This window comes from Paenimyroides viscosum (genome assembly GCF_003858535.1).
GTDB lineage: Bacteria > Bacteroidota > Bacteroidia > Flavobacteriales > Flavobacteriaceae > Flavobacterium > Flavobacterium viscosum.
This window is the reverse complement of sequence record NZ_RQTJ01000003.1, coordinates 80684-96233: the sequence shown is the minus strand read 5'-3', so window position 1 is coordinate 96233 and position 15550 is coordinate 80684. Positions and strand designations below refer to the sequence as shown.

Sequence of the window (15550 nt, the reverse complement as noted above, 5' to 3'; positions counted from 1 at the left end):
AAATTTTGTGGGGGGGGTAATTGCGCTAACTCTTACAGCATGTACAACAGACAGCGTTTTTTACGACGTAGATAACCCAAACAACAGTTCCCAAACAGCTAATGGAAACAATGGTGGTATGACAACTAATAGTTACACTGGAGATGCTGCAAATCCAGATGGTTACGGATCTCATTGGGACATCTTTAGACATGTAGAAATGTATTACCATTACGAAAATACAACCGAATATTCAGGTACGCCGGCAACACGTCTAGAATTTGTAGTTACACCTTATATTGGGCTGGCTTATTCTGATAATGATGTGAACGACGATACATTTTTTGATATGAGTTCATCTTTACCTGAAGGAGATTTTATCAATATGGCTAGTCAATATCCCAATATGTTTTTACCTACCGACAATGAAATCGGTAATTTTGTTCCAGCAAACCCCATAACGATATCAGGATTGGCTACACCACTTTGGGGTAATACTGCACTTAGGGTGTTTTCTTTAGATCATTGCCACGTTATTGGTCCTTTAGCACCTGTATATCATAATCCTAACGGTATATTTTTTGATATTTCCTCACCACCTGTACCTTATCAAACATCTACTACTTTGGAACAAGATTTTTTGTCTAAATACGGTAAAGTGTTCTTTTATTATTGGGAAGCCAGAGACCCTGCAACATTTGCAGTAATTCACAGTGGTTACGTTACACCCTATTGCGATACAAACAGAGCAACATATTGGCAAGATACCAATGTACCAGCATCAAACTTGCCAGGTATAGCGTCTGGTACTGCAAGATTATATGAAAATATTCGTTGTAATGATACAAATAATCCTTCTCATGAACTTGTTTTAGAAACCGATACGTACCCGTCTGAAACAGTATTTACGCATCCTGGAACTGGAGAAGAATACAGAGTAAGTATAGAAACTTTTAGAAGTGGTTATTATCCTTATGGTCCTGGTGTTGGCGGTATTAGTATGGGTGGTACCATTTCAACCCTAAAACTAGAATTAAATTAATATACAAAAACAATGAAAAAAATAGCCAAACATTTCACTATCTTGTATGTGTTTTTTATGAGTTTTACAACACAAGCACAAACTTTTTTTACCGAAGATTTTAACAGCTACCCCATAGGGCATTTAAATACCAACTATGATAACACCACCCCAGGACATGGGGGGTGGTTGGTATCACGTAATCTTAGTAGTTTAGCAACGGGAATGATTACTGCAGAGGCGGGTAAAGGCAATGTGTTAACAATCACTACAAATTCAACCACATCTGATGGTTGTGGTTTCACGCAAGAAGAGGGCTTTTTAAATACTTTGTGGAACAACCGTACCCCGGGTAACAACATCTTTAAATTTGAATATGAGTTTTATGGGGGGGGGACTTTTAATTTTGGAGGAAATGTAAAAATTTCTTACAAAGCGGGTAGTTCAACTTTAACTAATATTGCCTTTCAGTCAATGTCAAATTTAAATCGTATATTGGGTGGCTATTTAGAAAACACTAGCAGTAAATCAATTACTTTAAAAAGTTACACCGCCTCAACTTTTCCGTACAATATGTGGATAAAGGCAGAAATGTTTGTAGATTTCAATGCCAATAATGTGTATTTTTACATACCCATATTAAACCTACAAGCAACAGCACCCTTTAATCATAATTATATACCTGGAAATTTATATTTTGGCGCAGGAAATTTAAATACAACTTCTACAGTTAAAATAGATAATATTAAAGTTTCGGGTTTAAAAACCTTGCCGCCTTATATATTAAGTGCCAACGAGCAGTTGGCTGCAAAATTTAATATGTACCCCAACCCGGCTACTAATGTGGTTAACATAACCAACGCTGAAAATATGTTGGTGCAACAGGTTACAGTTTATGATATTGCAGGTAAACAATTAAGCACCCAAAGTTTTAATAACCAAACAGAAATACAGTTAAATGTAGAAAATCTGGCTAGTGGTACGTATATGCTATACCTACAAACAACAGAGGGTATTGCAGTTAAAAAGTTGGTTAAAAAATAAAATAAATTATATCACAATAAAAAAGCGTTTCAAATTTTGAAACGCTTTTTGTTTTTACTTTAATTTTTCTTTTAAATACAAACCTGTAATTGATTTTTTGTTTTTAACAATTTCTTCTGGGGTGCCGGTTGCAACAACGTTCCCACCGTTTTTACCGCCATCGGGACCAATGTCAATAACATAATCAGCACATTTAATCATGTCTAAATTATGTTCAATAACAATGATGGAATGTCCTTTTTCAATTAATGCCTGAAACGATTGCAATAATTTCTGAATATCGTGAAAATGCAAACCGGTTGTAGGTTCGTCAAAAATAAATAAAGCCCGTTCCTTTACAGCTCCTTTACCTAAAAATGTTGCCAGTTTTACACGTTGTGCTTCACCACCCGAAAGGGTAGATGATGATTGTCCCAAAGCAACGTATCCTAAACCTACATCTTGCAAAGGCTGAATTTTCTGTACAATTTTATCCTGTTTGTGTTTTGTAAAAAACTCCATTGATTCATCAACCGTCAAATTCAAAACATCAAAAATATTCTTGCCTTCAAAATTCACTTCTAAAATTTCCTTTTTAAAGCGTTTTCCTTTGCAGGTTTCGCATTCTAAATGCACATCTGCCATAAACTGCATTTCAATGGTAACCACGCCATCGCCTTTACAAACTTCGCAACGACCACCTTCCACATTAAAAGAAAAATGCTTTGGCTGATAATTTCGCATTTTAGAAAGCTGTTGTTTCGCAAATAAATCACGAATATCGTCGTACGCTTTTATATAAGATATCGGGTTAGATCTCGAACTTTTTCCAATTGGGTTTTGATCTACATATTCAATATGTTTGATGTGCGAAAATGATCCGGTAATTTCATTAAATTGTCCAGGTTTTTCGCTGGCTCCTGTCAAATGTTTTTCTAATGCAGGATACAGAATTTTTTTAACCAAGGTTGATTTTCCACTGCCCGAAACACCGCTAACCATAGTTAAACAATCTAACGGAAAAACAACATCTATGTTTTGAAGGTTGTTTTCGCGGGCACCTTTAACTTCGATATAATTTTTTACAGGTCTGCGTTTTTTAGGAACTTCAATATGTAAATCGCCGTTTAAGTATTTTGCAGTTAATGTATCGGCTTTTAAAATCTCTTTAAAAGTTCCCTGTGCCATTAACTTTCCGCCTAAAACTCCTGCTTCCGGACCAATATCTATAATCTGATCGGCAGCTTTCATTACATCTTCATCGTGTTCTACAATAATCACGGTATTTCCTAAATCGCGAAGGTCTTTTAAAACTTCGATCAATTTTTCAGAATCGCGCGAATGCAGACCAATACTAGGTTCATCTAAAATATACATAGATCCAACCAAACTACTGCCTAATGATGTTGCCAAATTTATACGTTGCGATTCGCCGCCCGAAAGGGTAGAAGACCTGCGGTTTATAGTTAAATAATCCAAACCAACATCGCTTAAAAACTGCAAACGGTTGTTAATTTCTAACAGCAATCTTTTGGCAACTTTACTTTCAAATTCGTTCAACTGAATGGTTTTAAAGAAATCGCGCAGTTCGTTAATTGGTAAATCAACTAAATCTGAAATGGTTCTATTGGCAACTTTTACATAATTTGCTTCTGGTCGCAAACGCTTACCGTTACAAACATTACATTTGGTTTTACCTCGATAGCGTGACAATAACACACGGTTTTGTATTTTGTAATTATTCGCTTCAAGATCTTTAAAAAAGTAATTAAGCCCGGTGAAATAACTGTTTCCTTCCCAAACCAACTGTTTTTGCTCGTATGTTAATTCGTAAAAAGGTTTGTGAATAGGAAAATCGAACTTATGTGAATTATTAACCAACTGATCGCGGTACCACGACATACTTTCGCCACGCCACGGATAAACAGCGTTTTCGTATACTGACAAAGCAGTGTTTGGAATAACCAAATCTTCGTCGATACCAATAGTTGTTCCAAAACCATCGCATTTTGGACAAGCTCCGTATGGATTATTAAAACTAAATAAGTGAATGTTAGGTTCTAAAAAAGTAATTCCGTCTAATTCAAATTTATTATTGAATTCTAACTGATTTCCCGTACCTAATTCATACAAATGCAAAACGCCTTTTCCTTCGAAAAACGCCGTATCAACAGCATCGGACAATCTATTGTAGAAATCTTCTTCATGACGAACAACCAAACGATCAATAATCAGCTGAATATCTTCTGCTTTTATTTTTTTCGATGCAAATTCTTCAACAAATTCATCAATTCTTTTGGTTTCATTCTTATAAAAAAGTCGTGAAAAACCTTGTTGTAACGCAATTTTTAACTGATCAATGATAGATCGTTCCTTAATTTCGTAAACAGGAGCAAGCAATAACCATTTAGATTCTTCGTCGAAGCTTTTTACGGTATCAATAACATCGGTTACTGTATGTTTTTTAACTTCGTTGCCTGAAATCGGCGAAAAAGTTTTGCCGATACGGGCATACAATAATTTTAAGTAATCGTAAATTTCTGTAGATGTACCAACGGTTGAGCGTGCATTGGTTGTGTTAACTTTTTGTTCAATAGCAACAGCAGGCGCAATACCTTTAATATATTCGACTTTTGGTTTGTTGATTCTACCTAAAAACTGACGTGCGTACGATGATAAACTTTCAACATAACGGCGCTGTCCTTCGGCATACAAAGTGTCAAAAGCCAAACTTGATTTGCCAGAACCCGACAAACCTGTTATAACTACCATTTTATTTCGGGGAATAACCACATCTAAATTTTTTAAATTATGAAGATGCGCTCCCTTAATAATGATATTCTGTTTTGGATCGATTTTAGAAAAATCTATTTTTTTCATTTTTGTAAAATAACTACAAAATTACAAATTTTTAAACGAAGAAGTTTTATAGCTAAGCGACAATTAATTTAAAAAAAAGTGAATATTTTTTTTAAGTTTTTTTTAAGAAACGATTATTTTTATATATTTGTTTAAATAAACTTTAAAACAAAAGCCTATTACGTATCTATACTTATAGTAAAAACCTAAAAACATAAGTTAAGATGGCAAATGAAATTTTGTCAGACGCAGTGTTGGTAAGCCAATATGCATCTGGAAATGAATGGGCTTTGGCGCAATTAATTGAGCGTCACAAATCACGTATATACAGTTTTATCTTCTCTAAAGTAAAAGACAGAGATTTATCGGACGATATTTTTCAGGAAACTTTTATTAAAGTAATTAACACCATAAAAAAACAGAATTACAATGAAGAAGGTAAATTTTTGCCTTGGGTGATGCGTATTTCTCATAATTTAATTATTGATCATTTTAGAAAACAATCTAAAGTGAAATTTCAACGCGATCAGGAAGAATATTCGGTTTTCAGCAAAATGATTGATTCTGAAATGAATATTGAAAACAGTTTGATCGCCGGACAGATTGAAGATGATTTACATACGTTGATTCAAAAATTACCTACAGATCAGCAGGAAATTATTCGTTTACGCCTGTACGACGATTTAACTTTTAAAGAAATTGCGGAATTAAACCAGATAAGCATAAACACCGCTTTAGGCAGAATGCGCTATGCGATTGTTAATTTGCGTAAAATGATCGATAAAAATCAAATTATTTTAAACGACTAACAATAATTTTATTTACTGTTGCGTTATATCATAAAATGAAACCTATTCTATGATAAAAAATTACAAAAACAACAGTAAACCACAAACAAACCTTTTGCCAAAACAAAGTACTGTAAACTTTATTCTTAACTATTCAAAAAGTACAGTTGTTTTAAAGAAAGGATCAATAAATTTCATAACTTTTCAAAACTAAAAAGGAACTTGTAAAAAGTTCCTTTTTTATTGTTTATTGATTTTCAAAAGTTCATTAATCAATGATTTTTTCCCTATTTTTTGGGTAATAATGTCTTTTTCCAGTTTCCATCCACGAGCAGGCGAATATTCACGTCCGTACCAAATCATTTGTAAATGTAACTTGTTCCATAAATCAATTGGAAAAATTCTTTTAGCATCATTTTCGGTTTGTACTACATTTTTACCCGAACTTAAATTCCAACGATACATTAAGCGGTGAATGTGTGTATCAACAGGAAAAGCAGGAACGTTAAAAGCTTGCGACATTACAACCGAAGCCGTTTTATGACCAACAGCTGGTAACAATTCCAAAGCATTTATATCTGCAGGAACTTCACCGTTATATTGATCGATCAAAATTTTGCTTAAACCGTAAATTCCTTTCGATTTCATTGGCGACAAACCACATGGACGAATAATATCTGCGATATCTTCAATAGTTAGTTTAACCATATCATACGGATTATCTGCTATTGCAAATAGTTTCGGCGTAATTTGGTTCACGCGAACATCGGTACACTGCGCAGAAAGTAACACGGCAATTAATAGTGTATACGGATCTTTATGATCTAACGGAATAGGAACTTCCGGATAAAGCTGTTCTAAAGTATCAATTACAAACTGAACTTTTTCTTTTTTGGTCATTATGCTAAATGATTTGTAACTTTACAAAAATAGTAAATTATGACCACACTAAAAATAGGCGATAAGGCTCCTAATTTTTCAGGAATAGATCAAAACGGATCAACCGTTCAATTAAAAGATTTTAAAGGGAAAAAAGTTGTTTTGTTTTTTTACCCAAAAGCATCAACTCCCGGATGTACTGCAGAAGCTTGCGATTTACAAAACAACATGGAACGTTTTGTAGCACAAAATTATCAGGTAATTGGCGTTAGTGCTGATTCACAAAAACGACAGTTGAATTTTGCAGTAAAAAATAATCTGCAATATCCTTTAATTGCAGATGAAGATAAAATATTGATTAATACTTATGGCGTTTGGGGACCAAAAAAATTTATGGGACGTGAGTTTGATGGTATTCACCGTACAACTTTTATTATTAACGAAGACGGATTTATTGAAGATATTATAGAAAAAGTGAAAACCAAAGAGCACACACAGCAGATATTAAAATAAAAAGAGTTCCAAATTTTTGGAACTCTTTTTTATTATTAATTAGTTATTGTTGGTTTATTAATTGGCGAATTACTTTTAACAACTACAAAGGTAGATATTGCGTAATATGCGCCCTCTTTATTACTTCCGTTGTCTGTCCAATTTTCAAATTCATATTCAAAGGTAAAAGCCGTACCAAACATACTTTTTTGAATATTATTAAAACGTACAGGTACAACCATTCCAGGACACCAACCTGCACGATCAGGTTTCCAATTGCCCGGTTCTTGGTTATCAACAGGGTTTTTAGCACAACCTATACCTTCTAATTTATGTTGAAAAGTGTTTGTGTTATTAAGTTTTATGTTATGTGTTTTTACACACCATTCAGCACAAGTTCCAGGTAAAGCATGACCCCAACCAGAAATAATAGTTCTAAAATAAGCGATTTCTGCATCGTTTGGTATGTTAATTTGTCTTGTTAGGTCAAATTTATTGGTATCAAATTCTTTACCGTAAGGAACACCATCAATTGAAGACTTATTGTATTGAATTACGGGTACAACAGCAGAATATTTATAATCAGGTGTGCCTTTTTCAAAATCAAATTCTACACTATATTTTCTTCCTTTAGCATTCCAAGTTTCTGTGTAAATTTTTAGTTCGGTAGAACCACTTAAAAGCGATTTAAAATCGGTCACATCAATTTCATAACCTCTTTCAAGTTTTTCATTTCCAACCCAATATGGATTAATAAAACGTCCTAATTCATACCATTCACCAGTAGTTTTGTCTTTAGCATATAAATTGGCATATCTGTCCCATTCATCACAATCTTTGTTTAGACAAATGTCTTTAATATACATTTTTATGGTTTTGACATCATCTAAATTTGCAGGAAAATTAAAAGTTCCTTCAGCACTTTGCGATAAACCTTCACCAAAAGCAACTTTTGCGTTATCAAAAGTTTTTATAGTGATTTTTGAAGGTTCTTCGTCCGGTTTTTCATCATCTTTACATGAAATTAATGTAAAAGAAGAAAGTAAAATTAAGGTTAATAGCTTTTTCATCTTTAAAATTGTTGTTAATTATTTGTAAATATATGTAAAACTTAAGTCTTTAAATGTGTTTAAGAACAAATTTTAAAAAGTAAATAATTCCTTTTAACTTTACCAAAAAACTAAAAATGCAACAAACTATTTTAGACACACCTATTGAATACCTTAAAGGCGTTGGACCGCAAAGGGCTGCTGTACTAAAAAAAGAATTGCAAATATTTACCTATAAAGATTTAATCAATTTTTATCCGTACAAATATTTAGATCGAACCAAGTATTATAAAATCAACGAATTAAATTCGGGAATTAATGCAGAAGTTCAGCTTGTTGGTAAAATTATTCGGTTGAAAACGGTTGAACAAAAACGAGGCAGTCGCTTGGTTGCTGTTTTTACCGATGGAACTGCCGAAATGGAATTGATTTGGTTTCAAGGACATAAATGGATTAAGGAAAATTTACAGTTAAATATTCCGTATGTGATTTTTGGAAAAATCAATCATTTTAACGGATTATTTTCTATGCCGCACCCAGAAATGGAAACGGTTGAAGAGCATAAAAAAAGTCTGCAGTCTGCGCTGCAACCGGTGTATCCATCGAACGAAAAATTAAATCAGAAAAATATTTCCAATCGAAGCATTACTAAAATGATGCAACAGGTTTTTATAGAAACACATCATTTGTTTAAAGAAGTTTTTCCTGAAAATTTAATCAACGAGTTACGATTGCTTCCTAAAAATGAATCATTTTTTAATATTCATTTTCCTAAAAGTGCCGAATTGTTAAATAGAGCGCAATTTCGTTTAAAGTTCGAAGAATTATTTTTTATTCAACTGCAATTACTCTCTAAAAATCTGGTTCGTAAACACAAAATTAAAGGATTTGCTTTTAATGTTGTGGGCGATTATTTTAATTCGTTTTATCACGATTATTTACCGTTTCCGTTGACCAATGCACAGAAACGAGTGTTGAAAGAGATTAGAATTGATATGGCACACGAAGCCCAAATGAATCGATTGTTACAAGGCGATGTTGGTGCGGGTAAAACCATTGTGGGTTTTATGAGTATGTTGCTGGCTTTAGATAACGGTTTTCAGGCGTGTTTAATGGCTCCAACCGAAATTCTAGCGAATCAGCATTTTGCAGGCATTAAAGAATTGGCTGATAAGATTAATGTTAAGGTGTCGTTACTTACCGGATCTGTCAAAACAAAAGAGCGCAACCAAATTCATGAAGAATTAGAAAACGGAACCATTCATATATTAATAGGAACGCATGCGTTGTTAGAAGATAAAGTTCAATTTAAAAATTTAGGCTTGTCGATTATCGATGAACAGCATCGTTTTGGTGTAGAACAACGATCAAAAATGTGGAAAAAAAATTCGTTGCCTCCGCACGTTTTGGTAATGACAGCAACGCCAATTCCGCGTACTTTGGCTATGAGTTTGTATGGCGATTTAGATGTTTCGGTAATAGATGAATTGCCACCAGGACGAAAACCTATTAAAACACTCCATTTTTTTGAAAATAAACGTTTGCAGGTTTGGCATTTTATTAAAGAAGAAATTGCAAAAGGCAGACAAGTTTATATTGTTTATCCGTTGATTCAGGAAAGCGAAAAGTTAGATTATAAGAATTTAATGGAAGGATACGAAGCGCTTTCACGCGATTTTCCTTTTCCAAAATACAGAATCAGTATTGTTCACGGGCAAATGCATTCTAAAGATAAAGATGCAGAAATGGATCGATTTGTAAAAGGCGAAACCCATATTATGATTGCAACAACAGTGATTGAAGTTGGTGTGAACGTGCCAAATGCATCGGTAATGATTATAGAAAGTGCCGAACGTTTTGGGTTGAGTCAGCTGCATCAGTTACGAGGTAGGGTAGGAAGAGGAGCCGAACAAAGTTTCTGCGTTTTAATGACCGGAAATAAGTTAAGTGCCGATACCAAAGTTAGAATGGATGCCATGTGCCGAACAAACGATGGTTTCGAAATATCAGAAATTGATTTAAAACTCCGTGGACCAGGAGATATAATGGGAACACAGCAAAGCGGTGTATTGAATTTACAAATTGCCGATTTAGTTAAAGATCAAGACATACTAAAATTGGCACGAACAAAAGCAATCGAACTATTAAAAGAAGACATTAATCTTGAAAAACCAGAACATCAGGCACTAAAATTTGTGTTTGAAATACTGGCAAAGAAAAATAATATTTGGAATTATATAAGTTAACGTATGAAAATCATATTTGCATCAAACAATAAAAACAAGGTACAGGAAATTCAGAACCAAGTACCAAAATCAATTCAAATTGTAACTTTAGACGAAATTGGCTGTACCGAAGACATAGAAGAAACGGGAACAACTATTGAAGAAAATGCCATAATTAAAGCCAATTATATCACAGAGAAATACGGTTTACCTTGTTTTGCTGATGATACAGGACTAGAAATTGATGCGTTAAACGGTGAACCAGGCGTTTATTCAGCTAGATATGCTGGCGAAGATAAAAATGCCGATAAAAATATGAATTTGGTTTTAGAAAAGTTAAATAATTCTACAAACCGAAAAGCACAGTTTAAAACCGTGATTGCTTTAAATATTAATAATGAGCAACATTTGTTTACCGGAATTGTAGATGGCGATATTAGAAGTAAAAAAACAGGAACCAACGGTTTTGGTTACGATCCTATTTTTGAACCTGAGAGTTTAGGTAGAACTTTTGCCGAAATGTCAATTGATGAAAAAAATAAATTAAGCCACCGCGGTAGAGCAGTTGAAAAATTAGTAGCATTTTTATCAATTTTTACAAAATAAATAATTTAACCTAACTATAAGATTAAAATTCGCAAAAATAACCGTACCTTTGCAAATATTTTAAATATTATATGAATAAATTCCAAGAATTAGGATTAAACGAATTGTTGTTAAAAGCAATTCAAGACTTAGGTTTCGAAAACCCTTCAGAGGTTCAGGAAAAAGCTATTCCCTTATTATTGCAACAAGACACGGATATTGTTGCACTAGCGCAAACAGGTACTGGGAAAACAGCTGCTTTCGGGTTCCCTCTGATTCAGAAAATTGATCCAGAGAACAGAAGCACACAGGCATTGATCCTATCGCCTACCAGAGAATTGTGTTTACAAATTACAAACGAGATTAAACAGTATTCTAAATATGTAAAGGGTTTACATACAGTTGCTGTTTATGGTGGTGCCAGCATTACAGAGCAGGCAAGAGAAGTAAAAAAAGGGGCGCAGGTTATCGTAGCTACCCCAGGACGTATGCAGGATATGATTAACAGAAACCTTGTTAACATTAAAAACATACAAATTTGTATTTTAGATGAGGCTGATGAAATGTTAAACATGGGATTCTATGAAGACATTACATCTATTTTATCTGATACACCCGATGAAAAAAACACTTGGCTTTTTTCTGCAACTATGCCACAGGAAGTTGCTAGAATTGCAAAAGAATTCATGAAAAGACCACAAGAAATTACGGTTGGTCATAAAAATCAAGGTTCAGCAACTATTTCTCACGAATATTATTTAGTAGGTGCGCGTGATCGTTACCCTGCTTTAAAACGTTTGGCAGATATGAACCCTGATATTTTTTCGGTTGTATTTTGTAGAACTAAACGTGATACACAAGCAGTTGCCGAAAAATTAATTGAAGACGGATATAACGCAGCAGCTTTACATGGCGATTTATCACAAGCACAACGTGATGGTGTAATGAAAGCATTCCGCGGACGCCAAATTCAAATGTTGGTTGCTACCGATGTTGCAGCTCGTGGTATTGATGTTGACGATATTACACACGTAATAAATTATCAGTTACCAGATGAGGTTGAAACGTATAACCACCGTTCTGGTCGTACAGGTCGTGCAGGTAAATTAGGTACATCAATCGTTATCGTAACAAAATCAGAATTCAAAAAAATTCAGATGATTGAGCGAATCATTAAAACAAAATTCGTTCATAAACCAATTCCAACAGGAATGGAAATTTGCGAAGTGCAGTTAATTCACTTGGCTAACAAAGTAAAATCAGTTGAAGTTGATTCTGAAATCGATCAATATTTACCTAAAATCGAAGAATTATTAGGCGATTTAACGAAAGAAGATTTGATCAAAAAAATGTTTTCTGTAGAATTTAATCGTTTTATTGAATACTACAAAAAACAAAATACTATTGATTCTCCTAAAGCTCGTGAAAATAGCGAAGGTAGAAGCACTATAAATTCTGATGGTTCTGTACGTTATTTCTTAAACTTGGGTTCACGCGATAATTTCGATTGGATGAGTTTAAAAGATTTCTTACGTGATACCTTAGATTTAGGGCGTGATGATTTATTTAAAGTTGATGTAAAAGAAGGTTTCTCTTTCTTTAATACCGATGCTGCACACAGTGAGCGTATTATCGAAATTTTAAACAACATGCATCACGAAGGTCGTCAGGTAAACGTTGAAATTTCTACAAGTGGTGGTGGATCTGGAAGAAGAGACCATAACGGTAGAGGCGGTAGAAGCAGCGGTGGTTTCCGTGGCGAACGTAGTGGCGGTTTCCGTGGCGAACGTTCTTCATCAGACAGAAGACCATCAGGCGGTGAACGTTTTAACAATGATCGTAAAACAGAAAGTAGATTTGGACGCAGCAGAGAAGATGATCGTCCGGCAAGAAGTGAAAGAAGAGCTGTACGTGGCGATCGTCCACGCAGATCTAACTAATATTTGTTGTTAATATTTACAAAATAAATAACTGAAACTGCAAAATATCCATTATTTTTGGTGCATACTAAAAAAGATATGAGATATTTTGCAGTTTTACTTTTTATACTATTTTCTGTTTCAAGTTTCGGACAAGAAAAAAACATTAAAGGTATCGTTTACAGTGAATTAAGTTACCACCCAGAAACCAAGGCTAATATTGTTAATTTGAGTTCTTTAAAAGTGGCTCAAACAACAAGCGATGGATCTTTTACTATTCTTGCAAAAGTTAATGATACATTGCATATTTCTTCAGAAGGATATCGTTCCTTAAAAATAAAAGTTACCAATGATTGGTATAAGGAGGGAAGTATGAATATTTTTATTAAAGACCTTTCAACTATGTTAGATGAAGTGGTAATTAATACCCTAAAGTTAACCGGAATATTATCTGTTGATACCAGATTAATTGCTTTAGCAGATTACCCATACTACCGCGATTTTACATCAACAGGTTTTAGTGCTAACTATAATAGTGGATTAAACCCCATTAATGGAATTTATAATGCAATAAAACGAAACTCACGTGAAACTAAAAAAATCAACCAAATTAGAAAAGAAGTTGAATTGATTGAGTTAATGAAGAAGAAACACGATCGTGAAATGGTTTCTGCTTTATTAAATGTATCTAAAGAAGATATTGTAAAAGTTTTACAGCGTTGCAACCACACCGAGCGTTTTATTTATACCGCAAACGATTTTCAAATTTTTAATGCTGTAAATGAATGTTATGATAGTTACAAGATAAGTAAGTAAAATTATTGTTTTTTTAAATTAAAACTCCGTTTCAGTGACTGAAACGGAGTTTTTGCTTAACAATTGAACTTAACAAACTATTAGAAACAATATTTATTTTCTGCAATCACTTTTGATGCGATGATCTCTCTTAATTCAATTACATTCGGATAGTTATCGTATTTTGTAAATCGGCGTAAGCCCATTAACATCATGCGTTGTTCGTCGCCTTCTGCAAAAGAAACGATTCCTTCTTTTCCTTTTTGTGCAATGATTTCAACAGCGTTGAACAAATACAGTTTTGCCATGGAAATTTGCTCTTTAATCGCATCTTCTCCTTTAGCTTTCGCTAATTTTTCAGTACGTAAAATGGTAGATTCCGCCATGTAAACCTCAATTAACATATCGGCTGCTGCTAATAACAACTGTTGGTTTTCTTCTAGTTCCGTTCCGTATTTTTGAACTGCCGATCCTGCAACCATTAAAAATGCTTTCTTCAATTTAGCGATAATCGCTTTTTCTTCTGCAAATAACTCATCATAATCAGGTGTTGAAAAATCAGGAATTCCCATTAATTCTTCGCCAACAGCCATTGCTGGTCCTAATAAATCAACATGACCTTTCATTGCTTTTTTAATCAACATTCCTACCGAAAGTAATCGATTGATTTCGTTGGTTCCTTCGTAAATACGAGTGATACGTGCATCTCTCCAAGCGCTTTCCATCGGTGTATCTTCCGAAAAGCCCATTCCACCAAAAATCTGAATACCTTCATCGGCACACGTTTGAGCATCTTCTGAAACAGCAACTTTTAAAATAGAACATTCAATCGCAAATTCTTCTACACCTTTTAATTCTGCTTCTTGATGAGAATTTCCATCAGCTAAACGACTATTAACTCTTGTTTCTATATCGCCAGCCGCTCTATATCCAGCCGATTCACCTGCGTAAGCAGAAGTAGCCATATCAGCAATTTTTTTACGAATGGCTCCAAAATTAGCAATCGGAGTTTTAAATTGAATGCGTTCGTTTGCATATTCTACTGCTTTAGAAATAATTCTTCGTTGCGAATCTAAACAAGCAGCCGCTAATTTAATTCGACCTACATTTAAGGCGTTCATGGCAATTTTAAAACCTTCTCCACGACCTGCCAACATGTTTTCAACAGGCACTAACGTATCATTGAAAAATACCTGACGCGTAGAACTTGCACGAATACCTAATTTGTGTTCTTCTTCACCTAAAGTAATTCCGTTGGTGTTTGCCGGATCGTAATCTACAATAAAACCTGTGATGTTTTTATCGTCTTCAATACGTGCAAAAACGATCATTACGTTACAAAAACCTGCATTAGAAATCCACATTTTTTGTCCGTTGATTTTATAATGTATACCATCAGCTGTTAATTCAGCTTTGGTTTTCCCAGAATTGGCATCCGATCCTGCTCCCGGTTCAGTTAAGCAATATGCACCAAACCATTCGCCCGATGCTAATTTTGGAACGTATTTATTTTTTTGCTCTTCATTTCCGTACAAGGTAATTGGCATGGTACCAATTCCGGTGTGTGCTCCGAAAGCTGTTGAAAACGATCCTGATGCACCCGAAATATAATCGCATGTTAACATCGTTGAAACGAACCCCATGCCTAAACCACCAAATTCTTCTGGAACAGCTACGCCTAAAAAGCCTAATTCGCCTGCTTTGCGCATGGTTTCCTCGGTAAAAGCGTAATCTTTTTTCTCGAAGCGTTCTTTATTTGGCCATAATTCGCGGTCTACGAATTCTTTTACAGAATCGCGCATCATTTGTTGCTCTTCTGTGAAATCTTCTGGAGTGAAGATGTTTTCTGCCTGTGTTTCTTTTACGATAAATTGACCTCCTCTTGTGATATTTTCCATTGTTTATAGTTTTTTTGAGAGAAAAGAAAATAGATAAT

12 protein-coding genes are annotated in these 15550 nt (G+C 34.3%); 8 read left to right on the top strand and 4 right to left on the bottom strand.

What is annotated here, in order from left to right:
* Positions 1 to 7 precede the first annotated feature (7 nt).
* A complete protein-coding gene (locus EG242_RS02535; RefSeq protein ID WP_124898348.1) occupies positions 8 to 1021 on the top strand; it encodes a hypothetical protein in 1014 nt (337 codons plus the stop codon).
* A 12-nt stretch (positions 1022 to 1033) separates the two neighbouring features.
* The gene (locus tag EG242_RS02530; protein ID WP_124898347.1) at positions 1034 to 2044 is read left to right on the top strand and encodes a T9SS type A sorting domain-containing protein; all 1011 of its coding nucleotides are present in this window, start codon (positions 1034 to 1036) and stop codon (positions 2042 to 2044) included.
* Positions 2045 to 2098: 54 nt separating this feature from the next.
* Here EG242_RS02530 and uvrA read toward each other — a convergent pair whose 3' ends face one another.
* Positions 2099 to 4903 (bottom strand): excinuclease ABC subunit UvrA, encoded by a 2805-nt coding sequence (gene uvrA / locus EG242_RS02525; RefSeq protein ID WP_124898346.1) that lies wholly within the window; start codon positions 4901 to 4903, stop codon positions 2099 to 2101.
* A 203-nt stretch (positions 4904 to 5106) separates the two neighbouring features.
* On the opposite strand from uvrA, the gene EG242_RS02520 reads away from it, so the two are divergent.
* Positions 5107 to 5691 carry an RNA polymerase sigma factor gene (locus tag EG242_RS02520; protein ID WP_124898345.1) on the top strand — a complete coding sequence of 195 codons (585 nt, stop codon included), beginning with the start codon at positions 5107 to 5109 and terminating at the stop codon, positions 5689 to 5691.
* A gap of 219 nt (positions 5692 to 5910) precedes the next feature.
* Here the strand turns inward: EG242_RS02520 and EG242_RS02515 are convergent, their stop codons facing one another.
* A complete protein-coding gene (locus tag EG242_RS02515; RefSeq protein WP_124898344.1) occupies positions 5911 to 6570 on the bottom strand; it encodes an endonuclease III domain-containing protein in 660 nt (219 codons plus the stop codon).
* A 39-nt stretch (positions 6571 to 6609) separates the two neighbouring features.
* Between EG242_RS02515 and bcp the strand changes: the two genes are divergently transcribed.
* Positions 6610 to 7062, top strand: a complete 453-nt coding sequence (gene bcp / locus EG242_RS02510) for a thioredoxin-dependent thiol peroxidase (protein WP_124898343.1) — start codon at positions 6610 to 6612, stop codon at positions 7060 to 7062.
* Positions 7063 to 7097: 35 nt separating this feature from the next.
* Here bcp and EG242_RS02505 read toward each other — a convergent pair whose 3' ends face one another.
* Entirely contained in the window at positions 7098 to 8111 is a 1014-nt protein-coding gene (locus EG242_RS02505) for a peptide-N-glycosidase F-related protein (RefSeq protein WP_124898342.1), read from the bottom strand.
* Between the two features lie 116 nt (positions 8112 to 8227).
* Here EG242_RS02505 and recG point away from each other — a divergent pair, with 116 nt between their 5' ends.
* The 4 genes from recG (at position 8228) to EG242_RS02485 (ending at position 13635) form a co-directional block, all read left to right on the top strand.
* Positions 8228 to 10336, top strand: coding sequence for an ATP-dependent DNA helicase RecG (gene recG / locus EG242_RS02500; RefSeq protein ID WP_124898341.1), 2109 nt, complete (start codon positions 8228 to 8230; stop codon positions 10334 to 10336).
* Between the two features lie 3 nt (positions 10337 to 10339).
* The gene (locus tag EG242_RS02495) at positions 10340 to 10921 is read left to right on the top strand and encodes a non-canonical purine NTP diphosphatase (RefSeq protein WP_124898340.1); all 582 of its coding nucleotides are present in this window, start codon (positions 10340 to 10342) and stop codon (positions 10919 to 10921) included.
* A 71-nt stretch (positions 10922 to 10992) separates the two neighbouring features.
* A complete protein-coding gene (locus EG242_RS02490) occupies positions 10993 to 12840 on the top strand; it encodes a DEAD/DEAH box helicase (RefSeq protein ID WP_124898339.1) in 1848 nt (615 codons plus the stop codon).
* Positions 12841 to 12918: 78 nt separating this feature from the next.
* Positions 12919 to 13635, top strand: coding sequence for a carboxypeptidase-like regulatory domain-containing protein (locus EG242_RS02485; protein WP_124898338.1), 717 nt, complete (start codon positions 12919 to 12921; stop codon positions 13633 to 13635).
* A gap of 80 nt (positions 13636 to 13715) precedes the next feature.
* Here EG242_RS02485 and EG242_RS02480 read toward each other — a convergent pair whose 3' ends face one another.
* Positions 13716 to 15512, bottom strand: coding sequence for an acyl-CoA dehydrogenase family protein (locus tag EG242_RS02480; protein ID WP_124898337.1), 1797 nt, complete (start codon positions 15510 to 15512; stop codon positions 13716 to 13718).
* Between the last annotated feature and the right edge of the window lie 38 nt (positions 15513 to 15550).